The organism is Bacillus cereus group sp. BfR-BA-01331 (genome assembly GCF_022663915.1).
Taxonomy (GTDB): Bacteria; Bacillota; Bacilli; order Bacillales; family Bacillaceae_G; genus Bacillus_A; species Bacillus_A mycoides.
The window spans coordinates 1-21,271 of sequence record NZ_JAKUGJ010000012.1 but is presented as its reverse complement, the minus strand read 5'-3'; the positions used below and the strand labels follow the sequence as shown (position 1 = coordinate 21,271).

Genomic DNA, 21,271 nt, shown 5'->3' with positions numbered 1-21,271 from the left:
GGAGACAACGTAGATGAACAAACGACTAGAAATAAATGAGAAGATAGCACTAGAGTGGTTTGAAGGATGCAACGATGTAAAAGTAATAAAGCGTGATTTGGATGAGAAAGAAAAAAAGAATTCAGTATTGTTTATTTATTGTCAAAACTTAATTGACAATACAAAATTAAAACAAGCCACATCATCCCATGTTTGCAAAGAGCTTTCAAGTAATTCGATAGAAGAGTTTAACCTCTCAACATTAATTCCCCAGTTATCAGTACAGAAATTAGATATGGTAAATTCGAATGAAACTATCTCTCAGATTATATTTGAAGGTAACCTACTTATTATTTTTGAAGAATCTAAACATGGATATATAGTTGATATTGCCCAAATACCTACCAGATCAGTTGAACAAACAAATACAGAGATGACCATTCGTGGTGGACGTGATGGATTTGTTGAAGAGTTAAACACAAACATAGGATTAATTAGAAAAAGACTAAAAACGAGTTCTCTTAGTTATGAAGAATTTATTATTGGAGAAAGAACACAAACTAAAGTAGCACTCTTGTATTTAAAAGATGTCGCATCCCAAGATATCATTACTCAAGTTCGATTAAAATTAAGAAAAATTAAAATAGACGGGGTTGTTTCAAGTGCGCAAATTGAAGAATTAATTACAAACAATCAATTTAGTGTATTTCCTTTAGTTGAATATACTGGGCGCCCTGATTATGCTGTGAATTGTTTGCTATATGGGCGTTTTATTTTACTAGTTGAAGGGTCACCAACAGCGACAATTGCACCAGTTACATTTCCTTTTTTTGTGAATACATCTGAAGATCAAGATCTTTTCTACATATTCGGTAGCTTTGTACGACTTGTAAGTCTTTTGGGGATAGCAATTTCTATATTTCTTCCAGGAATTTGGATAGCACTAATTACATATCATCCAGATCAGATTCCCTATACGTTGCTAGCTACATTAAGCTTATCAAGAGAAGGGATTCCTTTTCCAGCTCCTTTAGAAGGGCTAATTATGATGACCTTATTTGAAATTTTGAGACAAGCAGGATTGCGTGTTCCTGCCGTATTCGGTCAAACATTATCTGTTGTAGGGGGATTAATTATTGGACAAGCTGCTATTAGTGCAGGAATTGTTTCAGCATCTATGGTCATTATAATAGCAATCTCGGTCGTTTCGACATTTGCTTTAACTAATCAGTCAGTAACAGGAATAATAAGTATATTGCGGTATGTAGTATTCTTAGTATCTTCTTTATTAGGCATAGTAGGATTTATCTTTTGTGTCCTTGTGATGGTGATACATGTAGTAAATTTACGCTCTTTTGGAGTTCCATTCTTTACACCATATTCACCCCCTGTGTTTAAAAGTATGCTAGCAGCCACATTTAGACTTCCTTTCACGTATATGAAAAAAAGACCTAAAGAATTGCATACGCAAGATAATACAAGGAAAAGAGAGAGTACCGATGAAGAAAAATAAAAGAATAGTTATATTTCTTTTTATGATGTGTACGTTTCTAACAGGGTGTTGGGATCAAAGAGAGTTGCATCACGTTTTGTATATAAATAGTCTAGGTATCGATTTTAAAGATAATAACTATATCATCCGTCCGCAATTTATTAATTTTTCTAACATAGCTAAACAAGAAGGGAGCACTACCCGTAATTATAGCCAGGCCTATATCGGAAAGGGAAAAGGCCCCATTTTAGATGAGGCAGCATTTGATTTTTATAAGGGTGCTCAACAAGAAATCTCATGGGAGCATCTCAAAACAATTGTTGTAACAGAGAGATTTCTAAAACATGGTGACTTAAATCAATTTAATGATTTTTTTTCTCGGTTTTTTCAATTTCGAGATACTATGTGGATATTTGGAACTAAGGAGCCTTTAGAAAATATATTAGCGAACAATAATATATTAAATATTTCTCAATTATATACAATCATTAATTTACCAAAAGAGATAACCAAGCAATATACAATAATAGATCCTTTACCTTTATATAAATTCCAAAGAAATTATTATGAACCTGGGATGACAACTCGCATTCCATTCTTAGCTACAACTAAAACATATTGGAAAAAAGGACATACATCATTTCCAATGTTAAAATTTAGTGGTTATGGTTTTATAAACGATAAATCCTATATAAATCATTTAAACAGCCATGATATTGCTGGGGTTCGATGGACGGATGAAAATACCAAACGAGCTCCATTACTATTAAAATTTAACAAGAAAATCATTGGACATATAGTATTAAAAAATCCAAAGATAGATACAAAGCATGTTATTAAAAATGGAAAATTACGTATACTTATGAACATCCATTTCGATGCTGATATTTTTCAATTAATAAATTCTATGCCTGTAAATGATATTAAAAAAATTGCAGAGGACCAAGTTGAAAAAGAAATTAAAAAAACGTACCGAAAAGGAATCGAAAGAGGGATTGACACGTATCAGTTATCACATTCCTTATATCGGCAGAATTCTAAATTGTGGAAACAGTATAAAAAAGAGGGGGGGATATCCCTTCAAAATAAAGAATTAGATTTAAATGTCTCGATTAATATAGCTACAAATGGAAAATCTAAAAATATGCGTAATATGATTGAGCATTAGAATGGTTGAAGATGAAAGGAAACGTAAAATATTAACTCTAAATAGGAGATTCGAACTTGAAAGACCACTACGATGTGGCGTCGTCTTCTTTAGGAATGGGAGGAGAGTTCGATTAGGAGAAGAGGGAGGCTTTTGCCTCCTTCTTTGCCTGAAAACACGCTTACATTTCTTAGCGTTTAGATAAGTACAAGTATTTAAAACTATATGTGCCGTAAAGTAGGAGCAGCTTAAATTCATTACTATGATTTATTTGTTACTTTTAAAGCGTCTAACACTATTTTAGTTGCATTTGCAATAAGTTTATCATCGTATTTCGCATCTTCTTTCGCATGATTAGAAAGTATCGCAAGAATAATTGGCTTTTTATTTGGTGGCCAAATGATTGCAATATCATTCCTTGTTCCATAAGACCCAGAGCCGGTCTTATCGGCTACTTCCCATTCTCCTGGAACTCCAGCACGAATTAAGTTGTCCCCCGTAGTATTTCTTTTCATCAAATCTATTAAAAAGTTCCGTTTCTCAATGGAAAGTATATCGCCTAGCGCGTATGCTTGAAGACTAGTAGCTAATGCCTTTGGGGTACTAGTATCACGAGTGTCTCCTGGCTGCACTTCGTTTAATTCTGGTTCAAAACGTTCAGGATTTGTGACAGTATCTCCTATTTCTCTCAGTGATTTTTTGAATTCACTTGGCCCACCTAATTGCTTAAGAATAAGATTTTGTGCAGTATTATCGCTATATCGAATGGAAGCATCCGCAAGCTCTTTCAGAGTCATACCTGTATCTACATATTTTTCAGTAATTGGATTGTAATTCACAAGATCTTTGCTAGTATACTTAATTTTTTGATCTAAATTTTCTATTGATTTCTTTTGTAACAGTGCTCCCACAGCAAGGGCTTTGTGGGTAGATGCGTATGCAAACCGTTCATCTGAACGATAAGTAACGGTTTGATTCGTACCTGTGTCCAATGCATAAATACCAAGCTTAGCATCATATTCTTTTTCCAGCTTTACAAAAGAATGATTACTTGTATTTTCTTGTTTGGTTTGTTTCGGTGGTGCGGATTGAATATTACTATTGGAACAGCCTATAAGCGTTACAAATGAAAGTAATACTACAGGTAACATCTTTTTATAATGCGAAATGTGAAAAAACTTCTTTGAAACTATCATACATTTTCAACCTCTTTCAAGAATTTATGGATTTTGTATAGGTATTTTACATACCGATACAATTAATAAATGTACCAGATAGCACTCATCTTGTGTTTCTTGCATTACAAAATGAGAGAACTACCAAAAGCACCTTTTTTATATGTAATAGACAATCTAAGTAACACATTTGTTCCATTTATGATTAAGGTTTTGAATATATCCATTAATTTTATTTATAAGAATCACAAAATCCACCTTTTTTGCACGCCACTTAATTTAATGTGGATTTAGATTGAGTTTACCTCGTAATGGGAATTTCAATCGGATTGCGCATATATAACAACCTCATTTCGGACAGAATAAGTAATAACAACTACTGATTTCATTTTAAGTGAGGTGTTATACGATACATACGACAAAGCAAAAAAGACTTGTGGTGCAAAGTATAACTACATTTAGTCTACTAATAACGACTATCTTTACACCCATGCTTATTTACATTGTTTATGGATTACAGATTTCGAAAGGCTTTGAGGGATACTGGCCATCAATCTTGTTTTATACAACTTATATGACCGGTGTGTTTATCTGGATACCTATTGTGAATAAGGCTGGGATTCACCGCTCCTTATATTGGACTGTTTCTATTCTGATAGTATCATTACTTAGTGTTACTTTCCTTGGCTGGAGTTTAAGATGGCTAGAAATAAGTGCGTTATTTTCTGGTTTTGCAGTTAGTACAATTTCTACCATGACGAGTACTTTATTGTTTCTACATGTGGAAGGCGGGGGAAAGATTTATACTAAAAATCAACAAGCGATTATTATTTGTATCGTTTTTCTTTTACTAATAATCGTATTGTTAGCGATTAGTTTTTTATCGCCGCCGCTGATAACATGCATATATGGGATTTGTTTAATCAGTATCCTTTTTGCTATAAAAAAAATGCCGAGAACAGAGTTAGCCAAAGGGCTTTTACCTATCTCCATCGTATCGGTTGTAGGAAAGTTTCTTTTTGTCTCAATGCTTATTCTTTTGATTCGAACAAGTCGTAACATAAATAATGAACAATATATTTTTTATTTTTTTCTACTTTCTATAGCGCTTATTTGTTTCATGTTTTTGAGTTTGTTGAAAGGAAAGTTCTTTCATAAACTTTCATCTTCTTTACCAATCCGCTTAAAGGCAGAATCATTTTTACTTGGATTAGGAAATGGATATTTATTTTTGATGGGTATTTTTTATAGTTTTACTTTCTATAACATGTTAACCTGTATTTTCATTGTAGTTGGACCATACCTATTAGGGATTTTGATGTCCATATTTTTAGATATCAAAGCTGCTAAGAAAGTTAATCCAATCCATTTGTTTTTAGTAAGTACTTTAATCATGATATTCGGGTTTTATTCTCCAATATTTATAGTCCTTAGCGTTACATTTGGGAGCTATGCCATTAATAGTATTTCTTCTCAAAATAATATGAAAGTATATATGGTGAATGCTACACATAGAGAGCTTTCTTTACTCATTTACACAACATGGAGAAATATGGGGAATATATTTTTACAATTTTTTATATTGATTGTGATTGTGGGAGTAGGAGTGTTTTACGATGTCGAATGGTCGCAACTTTTCCAAACAATTGTTGGGAAGGGTCAAATGCAGATTGAAGGGTTATCCGTACAACGATTGATGTTTATGTTAGCAATTTGCTGTTGGCTTGGCATGGTGGGCTTAGGTATGTGGATTGGTAAAAAAGCTAATCCCAATATTGCTTAAAAAGTAACTCGAAAAATATCAATACTAAAACTACAAAAAACAAACAAACTCGTCCTACTAAGAGGGGAGTTTGTTTGTTTTTTGTTTAGATAATGGAATGTTCATGCAAAATTGTACACTATGTTCCATATTTTTTATAGAATATTTTATATCTAGCGTTTCGAAAATTTGTTTAACAATATATAGCCCTAAACCACTTCCTCCAGTATTTCGATTCCTTGATTTTTCAATTCGATAAAATGGTTTGAAAATTTGTTGTATATCCTCTTCTTTAATATTGACACCTGTATTCATAATTTGCATTTTGATTTGACCTTGTTTAGAATCCTCACTTAACTTTATATAGACTTTTTCATTATGTGGTGAATACATAACTGCATTATGGATAATATTTTTACATGCTTTTTCAAAAAGAACACGATCTGTATAAACAGAAAGATCAGAATCAATTTCTTTTATTATTTGGATGCTTTTTTGAGAAGCGAAAAATTCGAGATCTTTTGTGATTGTATCTATTAACTTCGAAAGATTAACTTCTTCTACTTTTAGTTTAAAGGTGTGTTGTTCTAATTTCGACATGCTTAAAATTTCACGAACTAATTGTTCCATACTTTCAATAATTTGATGATTTTTCTTTAAATATTGATCACGATTTTGATAAGGGCCAATATTGTATATCATCCCTTCTAAGTATCCTTTCATTACAGTAAGAGGGGTCTTTAATTCATGTGCTACAATCGCAAAAAACTCTCTGCGTTTTGTTTCTATTTCTCGTTCTTTTTCAATATCATTTTTTAATTGTTGATTTGCTTTTTTTAAATCAAACATAGCTTGTTGTAAGTTAATAGACATGTCATTCAAACTATTAGATAATTCTCCTAACTCATCTGTAGAGCGAACCTCAATTTTTTCGGAGAAATCTAAATTTGCCATCTTTTGTGCACCCTCATTAATATAAATAAGTGGTTTTGTAATAAACCTGGAATAGAAATAAGCACTCCCTACACCAATTATGAGTACAATGATACTAATATAGGGGAGAAAGCGTACTAAAACCTGTGAAGCTTCATCAATGGGTTGAAATGTAGCAAAGACTATAAGCGTTAAACTACCATCTTGGAATTGAATTGGTTGCGTAACGTTATATGAATTGCTAAGGGTACCTGCATTCTCGAACCGTGTGGCTCTAGTAACTACTGTTGTTTGCGAACCATTTTGAGTAAAAGAAAATGAAGGAGAGTATTTAATTATTCCCTCATTATTTTGAAGATAAAGCATCGCATTATTTTTTTTTGCATATTCATCAAAAAGTGGTATCGCATCTTGAAACGTAAGATCTTTAGATTTATCAATGATTTCTTTTATCCCTGTTTGAAGTTGATCTGTTTTGTATTGCTCATAAAACGTAGGGAGAAAGAAGTATAAAGTTAAATAAATCAATACTGCAAAGGATAACAAAATGAGAGAGGTAGTCATAAAGAGTTTATAAGTAATTTGCTTCATCTTCATGATTTTCACAATACTATTCATCAATTTTATAACCAATACCCTTTATTGTTTTAATGTAAGGGATAGCTAACTTTTTACGTAGGTTTTTAATGTGTGTATCAATTATTCGTGTTTCTCCAAAATAATCGTACCCCCAAACTTTTTCTACGATATTTTCTCTTGTGAGTACTTTTCTCTCATTTTGAAATAGTAGTTGTAGAATTTCAAACTCTTTTGTCGTTAATAAAATTTCAACGTCATTTACATATACTCTATATGCATCAACATCGATACGCACTTCTTTAAATACCAAATGATTATTTACATTTTTATCATAACTTCTTCTAAGTACAGCTTCGACTCGTCTAATCAAAACATGAAACGAAAAGGGTTTTGTTATATAATCATCGATTCCAAGATCGAACCCTTTCATTTGATCTTCCTCTTCTTCCAATGCAGTTAGCATAATAATTGGTACGTTTGACTGACTTCGAATCATCTTGGATACTTCAAATCCATTAAGATTGGGCATCATTACATCTAGAAGAATTAAATCAAAGGATTGCTTATTAAATTGTGTCATACCCTCTAATCCATCTGATGCGACTACCACTGTATACTGTTGTGTCATTAAAAATTGTTTAATTAATTCCTGAATTTCTTGATCGTCTTCTACCACGAGAATATGATAGTTTTTCATAATATCACCTCTGGTAGTCATTATAGCCTTACTATCTGGAGTTTATGTGGAGATACAGTAGGAAACTTAATAGGACGTTTAACGTATTAACTCCATTTTCAAGATTGTGTATTCTCCGTAAAAAAGGATTATTACCCATATTCCTTTTTTATGGAGAAATATTTGTGTGCTTGAAAAAACTTATCATATAAAAAGATGAACGATTAATATTTACAAAAAAACAATGTATAATAATGTAAAATGCATGTGGCTTTTTTAACTGTTTGAAAATATACTTTCGATACTTTACTAGAAGGGGAAAGGGAGATAAATTTAAATATAAAAGAAGCCAGCGAAATTCTAGAGCGTACGCCACAAACTTTGTAGTTTTTTTGCTAATTTAGTAAAGGCCTAAGGTGCGAACAAGGGATTATTTAAATCATGTGAGAAAGGTTGTGAAATTATTTGAGGAGTTATAAATCTATGCTATTTGATTTAGATGATACGTTACTTGATAGGGATAAGGCAGTAGATAACTTGTTTTTATTAGTTTTAGAGAAGTGTTATGAGGATGTTAGTGATACAGTCAAAAACAATATGTTACAGAAATTCAAAGAATATGATAAAAGAGAATATGGCATTAGTGATAAAACAATAGTTTTAGAATCATTATTTGATGAATTCGCGCCGAAATATAGATTGCCACGCAATTATATCCAAGATTTTTGGAATGAAAACTTGCCTAAATGTTTTTCAATTGACCAAAATACTATTCTTTTCTTAAATCATATAAAGAGGCACTTTAAAGTTGGAATTATTACAAATGGCTCAACTCAGAGGCAAAAAGCTAAAATAATGAATACGGGTTTAAATGAGTATTTTGATACGATTATTATTTCTGAAGAAGTGGGATTTAGTAAACCTGATAAACGTATATTCGAACTAGCATTAAATAAGCTAAATGTACAATCAGAAGATGTATTATTTGTTGGAGATGACTTAGAAAAGGATATTGCTGGTTGTCAAAATGCAAATATAAAGGGCATATGGTTCAATCCTAATATGATTAAGAATAATACCGACACTAAACCATATGCCGAGATTACTTCTTTTGATAATTTATTAAGTTATTGTGGAGAGATAAATTTTCAAAAATAGTAAAAAGATAGATTACCTTTAATTTCATTGACCGTATGAGAAGTTTTAAAACAATATTTATTTACGAGGATATAAAGGATATTGAGCCAGGGGCAAATCATTTATGTGTGTTAATGAAGATCTACACAGCGTGTTTAATATATACTTTATAAATTATAGAGGGGTGAGACTATGGAAATAAAGAAAGTAGTAATTGGCGGAATAAATATTGCCGTCGTCAGAAACGATACAGTATTAATATCCGACGTTCAATCTGCATTAGATCTCATGGCAACAGTTCAATATGAAGCGGATTCAAAGCGGCTTGTTATCAAAAAATCATTAATAAGTGAAAGTTTCTTTGACTTAAAAACACGTCTTGCGGGTGATATTCTTCAAAAGTTTATTAATTACAGCGTGAAAATTGCTATCGTTGGGGATTTTTCTATGTACGCTAGTGAAAGCTTAAAAGACTTCATTTATGAGTGTAATAAAGGAAATGATATTTTTTACTTAGCAACTGAACAACAAGCAATTGAAAAGTTAAGCTCATTGAAGTAAATGATATAAAGTGTATTTCGAAAGAGGCATCCGTTATGGTGCCTCTTATTTGTATTCTGATACAAATGTGTTTTTGAAATTTGTACCGGTACAGTAATTGTAAATGTGCATGGATACAGTACCTCATAAAATTTACAATCAGCATATATTAGTTTAACTTATAATTTTTAAGGGGTGCTGAATATGACAAGTTTACAAGATCAACTTTTTACAAGATTGAACCTTGAAAACCGTACTGAAGTAAAATTTGAAGAATTAAGTACAATACTCTTTGCATTTGCCAACACAATCCCGTTTGAGAATTTAGTTGTAATAGCAGGGAATGCAAAAGAAATTTCAAAAGAGAACTTACAGAAGAAAATATTAACAAGTTCGCGCGGTGGGCTTTGTTATGAATTAAATACTCTTTTTTACTATTTTTTAAAAGATAGTGGTTATGATGTACAACTCGCACTAGGTACCGTATATAAAAATGATATAAACGCTTGGGCACTTGAAGATGGGCATATAACAATTATTTTAAATTACGAAAACGTAAGGTACTTAATTGATGTAGGTATTGCTTCATTAGTACCTCTCGTTCCTGTACCTTTTACTGGTGAATCTGTTTCTTCTAAAAATGGTTCGTATCGAGTGAGACGAAAAGATACGAGTAAAGGAAATTATGTTCTAGAAAGAATAGATGCTAACGGAGAGTGGAAAGTTTGTCATGCTTTTTATAATCGTATGATTGATGAGGCAGTAGTAAATGATGTTCAAAAAAGAGTGATAGAAGATGAGAAATCTATTTTCAATAAAGGACCCATTGCAGCAAAGTTGACGAACTCTGGTCATGTCTCTTTAACGGATACTAGTTTAACTGAAATCATTTATGGAGAAAAAACGAAGCGTGAAATTACAGAAAATCAATATAAAGAGCTTTTATATACTTTATTTGCTATTAAGTTATGACTAAACAAATAGCCGGTTCTTATTCAGAATCGGCTATTTTTATGATTTTTGGTTTAAAAGGTTTTCTTCTAATATGTTTTGGAAACTGCGGTATAGTTAGTGTTTTTAAAGTTTCCTCAGCTTCTTCATATGTATGAATGACTGGCTCTTTTCCATTATCTCCTTGCAAAACTAGCCCTTCATCTCGGATTACATACGGCATAAAACCACTCCTTATAGTAAAAAATTATGGTCTATTGAAACAGAATGATACGATTTCAAGTTTAATTTTCTTAATAGATATAATACACTAGAACAGTATAAAGAAGTATATAAAATGAATATTGGATGCAAAGGAAGATTATAATGTCAGTTATTGATAAATTGAAACTAAATAAGTATACAAATATGGTCGTTATTAACGAACCAAGTGATTATGACATTTTTACGGGTAAAGAAACTGCATTTTCAAAAGAACACGATGCCATTTTTATTTTTGTTGAAACACTTGATGAAATGGTGAAACAAACGAATTATATTATTAGTAATGAAGAATTACTAATTGAAAAAGGCTATATATTCTTCGCATATCCGAAAAAAGGTAATTCTCGTTACAGTACGTTTATTCACCGTGATGAGATGTTTCCGGCATTAAACGTCGGAGAGGATGGATATGTGGGGGAAAGCGAAATTAAATTTGCGCGAATGGTAAGTATGGATGATGTCTTTACAGTTGTAGGTTTAAAACGTGAAAAGAAAAAAGCGAAGAAAACACCTGCAGCGAGTCAATGTGTTGCTGATTATGCAGATCGTATTCAAGATGTCGAAGCATTATTGGCTAATCATCCAGCTGAACTTAAGTTTTATCAAAGTTTAACTCCTGGTTATCAAAAAGATTGGGCACGTAATTTATTTTCAGTGAAACAAGAAAAAACACGCGATAAACGTCTTGAGAAAATGATTGAAATACTTTCACAAGGCTATAAAACAATTGAATTATTCCGTAAGAAGAAAAAATAATAATTAGGAACGTCACAATGATGCAACAATTAATTGCAAAGAGTACATTGAAAAGAGGATTCCTTTCAGTATACTAAAATATGTTCTTATATTTAAATAATTAGTAAAAGAGAAAAGGTGTTTGAAATGAAATCGTATATTGTAGTTGGATCTGGAATTTTAGGGGCATCTACTGCCTATCATCTTGCTAAGGCTGGTGCGAAGGTTACTATTGTAGATCGTCAAGATTTAGGTCAAGCAACTGATGCAGCAGCAGGTATTGTCTGTCCGTGGCTGTCGCAACGTCGTAATAAAGCATGGTATAAAATCGTTAAAGGCGGTGCACGTTACTATTCTTCGTTAATTCAGCAATTAGAAGAAGACGGTGAAACGGATACAGGTTACAACCGTGTAGGCGCAATTAGTTTACATACTGATGAGAAAAAACTAGATCAAATGGAAGAGCGAGCGTATAAACGCCGTGAAGATGCACCGGAGATTGGTGAAATCACTCGTTTATCAGCTGAAGAAACGAAAAAATTATTCCCAGCATTATCGGAAGAATATAGTTCTGTTCATATTAGTGGCGCTGCACGAGTAAATGGAAGATTATTACGCAACGCATTAATAAGCGCTGCGAAAAAACATGGTGCAACTTTCATAAAAGGTGATGCAGTATTAGTCCGTGAAGGGAATCATATCACGGGAGTTAAAGTAAATGACGAAACAATTGTAGCGGAAAAGGTAATGGTAACTGCAGGCGCATGGGCGAACGAAATCTTGAACCCATTAGGAATTAATTTCTTAGTTACGTTCCAAAAAGGACAAATTGTTCATTTGCAAATGGAAAATACAGCAACAGAAAATATGCCAGTTGTTATGCCACCGAACGATCAATATATTTTAACATTTGACAATGGCCATGTCGTAATTGGTGCAACGCATGAGAATGATACTGGTTTCGATCACCGTGTAACTGCAGGTGGTTTACATGAAGTATTCCATAAAGCGTTAACAGTAGCGCCCGGTTTAGAAGATGGTACAATGATTGAAACTAGAGTTGGCTTTAGACCGTTTACACCAGGGTTCTTACCTGTTATTGGCCCACTCCCTAAATTTGAAGGCATACTCATTGCGAACGGATTAGGTGCTTCAGGTTTAACTGCGGGACCATACTTAGGATCTCAACTTGCTAAACTGGCATTAGGACAACCAATTGAATTAGATTTAAATGATTATGACGTTGCTGGGGCAATGGAATAGTAATAAACAAAAAAGATTAGGAGTGATTTCCTAATCTTTTTATTATGTTATTTAGGCGGTAGGAGTTCTTTTAAACAAGGGGTACCACCACACCGCTATCAAGCTAAGAAAATAAATAATCCACAAAACGAAAATTTTTTGCCCTTTATAGCAACGAAGTGCATTTTTATCGTTTGAGGTACTAGAGAAGAAAGATTGATTGATTCGTTCGTTCGTTCATTCATTCAATATAGAGGCGAAAATACATATCAGAAATATAAACAATAGCCCCAAAAACTGGAGGCTATTCAATTTCACAATCTATTATGAGCAATTACAATAGGTAAGTTCTTTAAAGCCTGTCCCATCGCTGCATTCGTAAAATGATGAATAACATCAAAACCCTCAACTTGATGGATATTAGCGAACCGTTCCACAAATGAAATTAAAGCGATAGACGGGATCCCAATTAAAGTTTTTTAAACCTAATTGGACTTACCATTAAGAGAGCGAGGATTAATGTAATCCATGCATTGCTATATGAAAACAATCCCATACCGGCCAATGGTAATCCAGCAGCTGGAATAGGTAATCCCTTAAAATATCCAATGGTTGGTTTTACACTAAATTTAGCTAATCTTAAAGCACCCATCGTTGGGAAAAGGATAAATGCCAAAGAAGTTAAAATAGATGGTGTTGCTATCGAATGAAATAAAAGTGCAGGAGCAACTCCGAAACTAACAATATCAGCTAAGGAATCCAATTGTACACCAAACTCACTGTTCACTTTTAATTTTCTCGCAATTCTTCCATCAAGGAGATCTAAAACAGCTGAAAAGAAAATAAAAATGGAGGCTACTTCCAAATAGTCACTCATATTCATGGTAATTGAAAAAACACCGCACAATAAATTTCCAATCGTAAATAAATTGGGTACAGCTTTTACTATTTGATTGAACAAGGTTGTCCCCCCTAAGTTGATCAAACTTCACGTTTATGTAGCATTTTCTGTATATTCTTCCGTTATTCTTGAAGATATATGACCATTGTATGCTAAGTAAATTTCGGTAAGAGAAAAGTCAATTTCCTGTACGTTATGTTGGTTTATAAACATGTTTGATCAAAGGTAAGTCTATTACTGCTGATTTATCTAATATAAAAAAACTGTTTTTGAAAAAAAGAGTTATCAAAATAGGCTCTAAACATATTTTATAGAATCACTTTTTATAAAATATGTTTGATTATTTTCGGTACACGTTGTTGAATATTAGCACTCGATAGTTGAAGTGCCGAGTAGTCAAGCATTTTCCTCCGGTTGGTGAATAAGACCAATCGCTCCAGTTTTAAATGTATTGTTTTTTATAAGTTTAAGATTGATTTTGTCCGTAATTTCTTTAATAAAGGTAGTCCACTGCCTAAGACTACAGGAAACATATTAATCCGATATTCATCAATCAATTCAGGTAGTTTACGAAATTCTGGTTTTCCGCCAGAAAAGATTAGTTAGATATATTAATTATATAGTGGAACAAGGTCATCGTTTTATTAAGAAACATGTGCGTTCTATTTTTGGATTTAAGTCCTATAAAACAACATCTACACACTAAAAGATGCATCATATCTTCATATAGTCATAAAATTAATCTGTAGTCGAAAATACGTAAAGAGCTGCTAGAATGAATTACTGAGAATACGAAGAATAAAGGAGAGAAGCGGAGTAAAAACTAAAAAAATTAGACAAAGAAAATGGAGAGATGAACTAAATGTTAAAGATCATCAAACATTTAAAACCATTTATTGCTTCCATCATTGCGGTTGTATGTCTTTTAACTGTACAGGCAGTATGCGATCTATCACTGCCAGACTACATGTCTAACATTGTCAATGTAGGGATTCAACAAAAAGGTGTAGAAAATGCAGTACCTGAGGTTATTCGTAAAAGTGAAATGGATAAACTTACGCTCTTTATGAATGAAAACGAGAAGAAAAAAGTTACTGACAACTATGTGCTTTTAGATAAGAACGACTTCTCTCAAAGTGAACTGAAAAATGACTTAAAAGATTATCCGCAGCTTGATAAAGAGCCACTTTATAAGTTACATACAGAAGATAAAAAAATAATTAACGAACTTAACGATATCTTTGGGAAACCAATGTTAATTACACAAGGAATTGAAAAAGGTGGCTCATCTGCTTTCTCTCCTGCTGCGACAGGTAACAACAACACACCAGCGAAACTTCCGCCAAATACAGATCCTTTTGCAGTCATTGCGAAACTTCCTCAAGATCAAATCAATGCAATGAAAGAAAAGGCAGATGAAAAGTTTAAGAATATGCCAGGCAGCATGGTAACACAATCAGCTGTTTCATACATTGAGAATGAGTATAAGAAAATCGGTATCAATACTGATAAACTTCAATCTAATTTTATCCTTACTTCCGGCGGGAAAATGCTGCTTTTATCCTTAGTAAGTATGGCAGCTACCGTTATCGTGAGTTTACTTGCTGCAAAAGTAGCTGCAGGACTCGGCAGAGACCTTAGAAAGAAAGTATTCCGGAAAGTTACAAACTTCTCGAATGCGGAGTTTGATAAGTTTTCCACTGCATCTCTAATCACAAGAAGTACAAATGATATCCAACAAGTTCAAACACTTATGGTTATGATGCTTCGCATTGTATTCTATGCACCAATTTTAGGTATCGGCGGCATTATTAAAGTACTTACTACAGACCTTTCAATGGGATGGATTATCGCAGTTGCGGTAATTGCGATTTTAAGCCTAGTCATTGGTTTATTTAGCATCGCGATTCCTAAGTTTAAGCGTATCCAAAAGTTAGTAGATAAAATTAACTTAATCACTCGTGAATCTTTAACCGGTATGCTCGTTATTCGTGCTTTTAATACTCAAAAACATGAAGAAAAGAAATTTGAAAAAGGAAATCAAGATTTAACAAAAACAAATTTATTTGTAAGCCGTTTAATGTCATTTATGATGCCAATGATGATGTTTATCATGAATGCGGTTACTGTACTTATTATTTGGGTTGGATCACACCAAGTGGATATGGGACATATGCAAGTTGGTGATTTGATGGCATTTATGCAATATACAATGCAAATCATCATGGCCTTCTTAATGATTTCAATGGTATCTATTATGGTTCCACGTGCTTCAGTTTCCGCACAACGTATCGCAGAAGTTTTAGATACTGACATTACCATTAGTGATGTAAAAGAGCCGAAAACATTTGCTTCAGACAAGAAAGGTTACGTTGAATTTAAAAATGTTGGCTTTAGATACCCAGGTGCAGAAGAAGATGTGCTTTCCAATATCACCTTTACTGCAAAACCTGGTGAAACGACAGCTTTCATCGGAAGTACAGGTAGTGGTAAATCAACATTAATCAACTTAATTCCACGCTTTTACGATGTCACAAGCGGCCAAATATTAATAGATGGCACGGATATTAGAGAAGTATCTCAGAAGGAATTAAGAGAGAAAATTGGTTATGTACCGCAAAAAGGAGTTCTCTTCTCAGGTACAATCGAGAGTAATTTGAAATACGGTAAAAAAGAAGCAACTGAAGAAGAACTCGAAAAAGCGGCGGAAATCGCGCAAGCTATGGAGTTTATTAACGCGAAGCCTGAAAGCTTCCGCACAGAAATATCACAAGGTGGTACGAACGTTTCCGGTGGTCAAAAACAAAGACTTTCTATTGCGCGTGCTCTTACGAAAAAATCGGAAATCTTCATATTCGATGATAGTTTCTCAGCTCTTGACTTTAAGACAGACGCAGCATTGCGCAGAGCTTTAAACAATGAGATTACAGGAAGTACTATTTTACTTATTGCCCAAAGAATCAGTACAATCATGAATGCCGATAAGATTATTGTACTTGACGAAGGAAAAATAATTGGAACTGGTACTCATGAAGAGCTTATGGGAAACTGTGAAGTTTATAAGCAAATTGCTTTATCACAACTTTCAAGAGAGGAGTTGTCATCATGAGTGATAGAAAAATAGAAAATAGAAAACAAAGCGGCCCTGGTCCTGGCGGTGGCGGTCCTATGGGCGGCGGCATGAGAAAGATTGAGAAAGCAAAAAACTTCAAAGGAACGATGAATAAACTCCTTCAATACTTGAAGCCCTATAAATTATCAATCTTAGTCGTTATCCTTTTCGCAATCGGTAGTGCGGCCTTTACAATCGTTGGTCCAAAAATTTTAGGAAACGCGACAACAAAACTTTTCGAAGGACTCGTAAGCAAAGTATCAGGAGCACCCGGTGCGGCCATTGACTTTACCTATATCGGAAACATTGTCATTTTACTCCTTGGATTATATATACTGAGCACTGTGTTTGGTATTATCCAGGGGTACATTATTTCTGGAGTAGCTCAAAAAGTATCTTATAACTTCAGAAAAGAAATCGCTGAAAAAATTAACCGTATGCCGCTGAAATACTTTGATAAAACAACGCACGGCGAAGTATTATCGAGAATTACAAATGACGTAGATACGGTGAGCCAAACTTTAAACCAAAGTATGTCGCAAATCATCACATCCGTTATTACAATCATAGGTGTACTTATCATGATGTTATCAATCAGCTGGCAAATGACATTAGTGGCGCTTTTAATATTGCCAGTATCGATGATTCTCATCATGGCAGTCGTAAAACGATCACAAAAATACTTCAAATCCCAGCAAGAATATTTAGGGCACGTAAACGGTCAGGTCGAAGAAATTTATAGTGGTCACAATATCGTAAAAGCCTTCAACAAAGAAGAAGAAGAAGTAAAAAAATTCGAAAAGGTAAATGATACTCTTTACCATTCCGCATGGAAATCTCAATTTTTATCTGGAATGATGATGCCGATTATGACATTTATCGGTAATATTGGTTACGTCGCTGTATCTATTTTAGGTGGATGGCTTGCGGTAAAGAGAACCATCGCAGTTGGAGACATTTTAGCCTTTGTGCAATATGTTAGAAGCTTTACGCAACCCATAGCTCAAGTAGCGCAAATCGCGAACGTACTTCAATCCACTGCAGCTGCTGCAGAAAGAGTCTTCGAGTTTTTAGAAGAAGAAGAGGAAGTGCCAGAAGCAGAAAATCCAGTGAAGCTGCAAAAAGTTCAAGGAGAAGTTACCTTCCAAGATGTTCAATTTGGATACAATCCAGATAAGATCATCATCAATAATTTCTCATCTAACATTAAACCTGGACAAAAGGTAGCAATCGTCGGACCAACCGGAGCTGGTAAAACAACGATTGTAAAACTGTTAATGCGTTTCTATGACATAAACAGCGGTGCAATATGTATCGACGGTCACGATATAAAAGACTTCACGCGAGAAGACCTGCGCAACATGTTTGGTATGGTACTTCAAGACACTTGGCTATTTAACGGCTCCATCATGGAAAATATACGTTACGGTAGACTCGATGCTACAGACGAAGAAGTAATTGAAGCAGCGAAAGCAGCTCACGTTCACAACTTCGTAAAAACATTACCAAATAAATATCAAATGGAACTAAACGAGGAAGCAAGCAACGTATCCCAAGGACAAAAGCAACTACTAACAATTGCACGTGCCCTTATAGCGGATCCGAAAATATTAATACTCGATGAAGCAACAAGCTCCATTGACACTCGTACAGAAGTACTGATTCAAAAAGCGATGGAAAACCTTATGGAAGGTAGAACAAGCTTCATTATCGCTCATAGATTATCAACAATACGTGATGCAGATTTAATCCTTGTCATGAAAGACGGAGATATTGTAGAACAAGGTAATCATGAAGAGTTATTGAAAGCTGATGGTTTCTATGCTTCGCTTTATAATAGTCAGTTTGAAGGTGCGGATGCTTCTTGAGTTAGTAGGTGAAAGTCCATTTAAATAACTAAACCCACGAAGAAAATGCATTTTCTTCGTGGGTTTTTATTATTTTTAAGGTTCTGTTACAAAATTTTAAAAAGTAAGCTAGACTTTTGCAAAACAGAGTGAGGAGCATGATAAATGGGATGTTTTAAAGGGAAACAATTTAAAAAGAACATTAGAAGATTAATTAATACATTCTTGTAATGTTTTAGTGTTTCTCCTCCTTCTCTTGTTTTATGACTTTCTCCATAGATAAGGAGCATTTCGTCCCCATTAATTGTTGCACAACGGATAACCGGTTTAATTAAAGGGAATTATCAAAAAGGGTACTATAAAATAGAACAAGCCAAAGAAATAGATAAGGAGTGAGCAAGCGATGGACAACATTATTAATTCGGCCAACTTTGGTTTACAAAGGGGACCTGCTCAAAAAACGGTTGGCCAGTATTTGTTCGATTGCCTGAAACTCGAGGGCATTACCGAAATTTTTGGTGTCGCAGGGGACTATAATTTTACACTTCTTGATACTTTGGAGTGTTATAACGGCATCCGTTTTATAGAAGGACGAAATGAACTAAACTCAGGCTACGCTGCAGATGGCTATGCAAGAATCAAAGGAATATCGGCTCTTATTACGACATTTGGGGTCGGGGAGCTCAGCGCATGCAATGCGATAGCGGGAGCCAACAGCGAGCATGTGCCAATTATACACATTGTGGGTGCGCCTCCTGAGAAGGATCAAAAAGAGCATAAGCTTATGCATCACACCTTAATGGATGGGAATTTTGACGTTTTTCGCAAGGTGTATGAGCAGATTACGGCATATACCGCGGTGCTTACGCCGGAAAATGCCAAGATTGAAATTCAGACTGCGATTCGCATTGCTAAGGAAAAGAAAAAGCCGGTATACCTGGTTGTGGCTAATGATTTAGTGACCAAGCCGATTAAAGTCTGGGCAGAACCGGTAACACCACGTCCAACATCCAATCCGAATACCCTTCAGGCTGCAGTGAATCATGTCCGTCCGCTTTTGGAACGTGCCCACCGACCGGTTATCTTGGTGGATGTGAAAACGATGCGATTCGGCCTTCAGACAGCGACTCAGCAGCTAGCCGATGCAATGAATGTGCCTGTTGTAACGATGATGTACGGGAAGGGAGGATTCGACGAGACCCATCCAAATTATATCGGAATGTATCAAGGCTCTTTCGGGAGGACTGAAGTCCAAAGTACGGTAGAGAATGCAGATTGTATCATTGCGATTGGCATGGTATGGGCGGACACAAACACCGCAAGTTTTACCGCAAAGCTGAATCCGCTGATAACTGTCAATATTCAACCGGATATAGTTAAAATCGCTGAGGCGGAATATCCGAATGTTCTTGCAGCCGACATGCTACTTGCCGTTCAGAAATTGAGTTATACGGGCAAAGGTTTGACAGAAAAAAATTCATTTCCTTACGATCAATTAACAACTAATGTCGACGGACCTCTATTGGCGGACGGCTATTATCCGCGTTTTCAGCGCATGCTGAAAGATGGGGATATTGTAATCGCCGAGACCGGAACGTTTTATTATGGAATGGGAGAGGTCAGACTGCCGGGCAATGTAACATATATTGGACAAGGTGGATGGCAGTCCATCGGTTACGCAATCCCTTCGGCGTTTGGTGCTATTATGGCCGCGCCGGAACGCCGAGTATTGGTGTTTACAGGTGACGGTGCCCTGCAGCTAACGGCACAGGAAATCAGTTCTATGCTCTATTACGGCTGCAAGCCCATAATCTTTGTTTTGAACAACGATGGTTATACAATCGAGAAATATTTAAATGTCAAAACAGAGGATCAAAAGTACAACCAAATCCCTCGATGGTCTTACACCAAGCTGGCCGAAGCTTTTGGAGGTAACGCGTTTACCGTTACGGTCCGGACCTATGGAGAGCTTGATCAGGCTATAATCCATGCTGAAAAGGAAAGTACCAAAAGACTCTGTATAATTGAAATGATCGCAGGGAATCCAATGGACGCACCTGAATATATGCGACGGATGCGTAGTTATATGGAGAAGCAGGAAAAGCAGCGCAGTCAGAAATAGTATCCAAGTCCCTAGTCCCTAGTCCCTAGTCCCTAATTAGATACTAATTGAACCGTTCTAATCATATTCTTTTAATAAAAGGCAATTAAAGGGGTGTAAAGTCATGCCCATCAACTTAAGAGTGTAACCAGACTGAACTTTTGTTCAGCCGGGTTAAAACATTCTTAAAATAGCAGTATATTCTTAAAAATGCGCATACCAAATAAACCCTAACGGGTTTCACTTTTTTAATTATGCAATTTTCTTTTGTTTTCTCAATTCATTATATTCATAGACAACACCCATAATATCAAAGACAGTCTTCTTCTCATATCTGTGAGATTTTCGTCCATTCTTCTGTAGAAGATGGAACAGGCGGATTAAAATCTTTGTTATTTCTCGGGTGTTTTGCTGTATAGCTTGATAAAGAATGTATAGATGGTCTTGAATCATTCCAATGGCTTTATATTCGCTTAATTCTCTTTTCTTCTTTTGTAAAATCAATTGTCGCATCTTAAACATAGTAGAAGAACATAGAAAAATAGCGATGAGTTTTCCATAAATGTGGCATTCTAATCGCTCTCGTTTGACATTGTGCAAATCATGAATTTGAAATAAGGATTTCCAAGTTTTAAAGATAATTTCAATCTGCCAGCGGAGGGAATAAAAATCATGTATTTGTTCCATCGGAACCCATT

18 protein-coding genes are annotated in these 21,271 nt (G+C 34.7%); 11 read left to right on the top strand and 7 right to left on the bottom strand.

Translation table 11 applies throughout. The features are described from left to right. Positions 1-13 precede the first annotated feature (13 nt). Positions 14-1,492: a spore germination protein GerXA gene (gene gerXA, locus MR155_RS20080; protein WP_242310919.1), complete on the top strand. Its 1,479-nt coding sequence runs from the start codon at positions 14-16 to the stop codon at positions 1,490-1,492. Beyond that, a complete protein-coding gene (gene gerXC, locus MR155_RS20075) occupies positions 1,479-2,639 on the top strand; it encodes a spore germination protein GerXC (protein WP_002141901.1) in 1,161 nt (386 codons plus the stop codon). Before gerXA ends, gerXC begins: the two co-directional genes overlap by 14 nt. 239 nt (positions 2,640-2,878) lie before the next feature. Here gerXC and bla read toward each other — a convergent pair whose 3' ends face one another. Further along, positions 2,879-3,814, bottom strand: a complete 936-nt coding sequence (gene bla, locus MR155_RS20070) for a class A beta-lactamase (RefSeq protein WP_242310918.1) — start codon at positions 3,812-3,814, stop codon at positions 2,879-2,881. Between the two features lie 469 nt (positions 3,815-4,283). Here bla and MR155_RS20065 point away from each other — a divergent pair, with 469 nt between their 5' ends. Then, the gene (locus MR155_RS20065) at positions 4,284-5,576 is read left to right on the top strand and encodes a hypothetical protein (RefSeq protein WP_219303724.1); all 1,293 of its coding nucleotides are present in this window, start codon (positions 4,284-4,286) and stop codon (positions 5,574-5,576) included. A 57-nt stretch (positions 5,577-5,633) separates the two neighbouring features. Here MR155_RS20065 and MR155_RS20060 read toward each other — a convergent pair whose 3' ends face one another. Both MR155_RS20060 and MR155_RS20055 read right to left on the bottom strand, forming a co-directional pair. After that, positions 5,634-7,106, bottom strand: coding sequence for a sensor histidine kinase (locus MR155_RS20060; protein WP_219303725.1), 1,473 nt, complete (start codon positions 7,104-7,106; stop codon positions 5,634-5,636). After that, positions 7,099-7,764 carry a response regulator transcription factor gene (locus tag MR155_RS20055; protein ID WP_000800741.1) on the bottom strand — a complete coding sequence of 222 codons (666 nt, stop codon included), beginning with the start codon at positions 7,762-7,764 and terminating at the stop codon, positions 7,099-7,101. Before MR155_RS20055 ends, MR155_RS20060 begins: the two co-directional genes overlap by 8 nt. A 462-nt stretch (positions 7,765-8,226) precedes the next feature. Here MR155_RS20055 and MR155_RS20050 point away from each other — a divergent pair, with 462 nt between their 5' ends. From MR155_RS20050 to MR155_RS20040, 3 genes are all read left to right on the top strand, one after another. Beyond that, a complete protein-coding gene (locus MR155_RS20050) occupies positions 8,227-8,901 on the top strand; it encodes an HAD family hydrolase (RefSeq protein ID WP_137077452.1) in 675 nt (224 codons plus the stop codon). Positions 8,902-9,072: 171 nt separating this feature from the next. Then, entirely contained in the window at positions 9,073-9,441 is a 369-nt protein-coding gene (locus MR155_RS20045) for a DUF4180 domain-containing protein (protein ID WP_242310917.1), read from the top strand. A gap of 183 nt (positions 9,442-9,624) precedes the next feature. Beyond that, the gene (locus MR155_RS20040; RefSeq protein WP_242310916.1) at positions 9,625-10,392 is read left to right on the top strand and encodes an arylamine N-acetyltransferase family protein; all 768 of its coding nucleotides are present in this window, start codon (positions 9,625-9,627) and stop codon (positions 10,390-10,392) included. Between the two features lie 19 nt (positions 10,393-10,411). On the opposite strand, the gene MR155_RS20035 is transcribed toward MR155_RS20040, so the two are convergent. Then, positions 10,412-10,594: a hypothetical protein gene (locus tag MR155_RS20035; RefSeq protein WP_242310915.1), complete on the bottom strand. Its 183-nt coding sequence runs from the start codon at positions 10,592-10,594 to the stop codon at positions 10,412-10,414. 143 nt (positions 10,595-10,737) lie between these two features. On the opposite strand from MR155_RS20035, the gene MR155_RS20030 reads away from it, so the two are divergent. Continuing rightward, on the top strand, positions 10,738-11,391 hold the full coding sequence (locus MR155_RS20030; RefSeq protein ID WP_242310914.1) for a YdeI/OmpD-associated family protein: 654 nt from the start codon (positions 10,738-10,740) through the stop codon (positions 11,389-11,391). A 126-nt stretch (positions 11,392-11,517) separates the two neighbouring features. Then, positions 11,518-12,633: an NAD(P)/FAD-dependent oxidoreductase gene (locus tag MR155_RS20025; protein ID WP_219302391.1), complete on the top strand. Its 1,116-nt coding sequence runs from the start codon at positions 11,518-11,520 to the stop codon at positions 12,631-12,633. Positions 12,634-12,926: 293 nt separating this feature from the next. Here MR155_RS20025 and MR155_RS31830 read toward each other — a convergent pair whose 3' ends face one another. Both MR155_RS31830 and pssA read right to left on the bottom strand, forming a co-directional pair. Continuing rightward, positions 12,927-13,049: a hypothetical protein gene (locus MR155_RS31830; RefSeq protein ID WP_277958725.1), complete on the bottom strand. Its 123-nt coding sequence runs from the start codon at positions 13,047-13,049 to the stop codon at positions 12,927-12,929. 32 nt (positions 13,050-13,081) lie between these two features. Further along, positions 13,082-13,573 (bottom strand): CDP-diacylglycerol--serine O-phosphatidyltransferase, encoded by a 492-nt coding sequence (gene pssA / locus MR155_RS20020; RefSeq protein ID WP_002085344.1) that lies wholly within the window; start codon positions 13,571-13,573, stop codon positions 13,082-13,084. A gap of 802 nt (positions 13,574-14,375) precedes the next feature. On the opposite strand from pssA, the gene MR155_RS20010 reads away from it, so the two are divergent. The 3 genes from MR155_RS20010 to MR155_RS20000 all read left to right on the top strand — a co-directional run bounded on the left by MR155_RS20010 (position 14,376) and on the right by MR155_RS20000 (position 20,594). After that, positions 14,376-16,622 carry an ABC transporter ATP-binding protein gene (locus tag MR155_RS20010; protein ID WP_242310913.1) on the top strand — a complete coding sequence of 749 codons (2,247 nt, stop codon included), beginning with the start codon at positions 14,376-14,378 and terminating at the stop codon, positions 16,620-16,622. Continuing rightward, the gene (locus MR155_RS20005; protein WP_242310912.1) at positions 16,619-18,493 is read left to right on the top strand and encodes an ABC transporter ATP-binding protein; all 1,875 of its coding nucleotides are present in this window, start codon (positions 16,619-16,621) and stop codon (positions 18,491-18,493) included. Before MR155_RS20010 ends, MR155_RS20005 begins: the two co-directional genes overlap by 4 nt. A gap of 382 nt (positions 18,494-18,875) precedes the next feature. Then, complete coding sequence (locus MR155_RS20000; RefSeq protein WP_242310911.1) at positions 18,876-20,594, top strand: alpha-keto acid decarboxylase family protein; 1,719 nt, start codon at positions 18,876-18,878, stop codon at positions 20,592-20,594. A 231-nt stretch (positions 20,595-20,825) separates the two neighbouring features. On the opposite strand, the gene MR155_RS19995 is transcribed toward MR155_RS20000, so the two are convergent. Then, the coding region (locus MR155_RS19995) for a transposase (RefSeq protein ID WP_242310910.1) at positions 20,826-21,271 on the bottom strand (446 nt) is incomplete at its 5' end.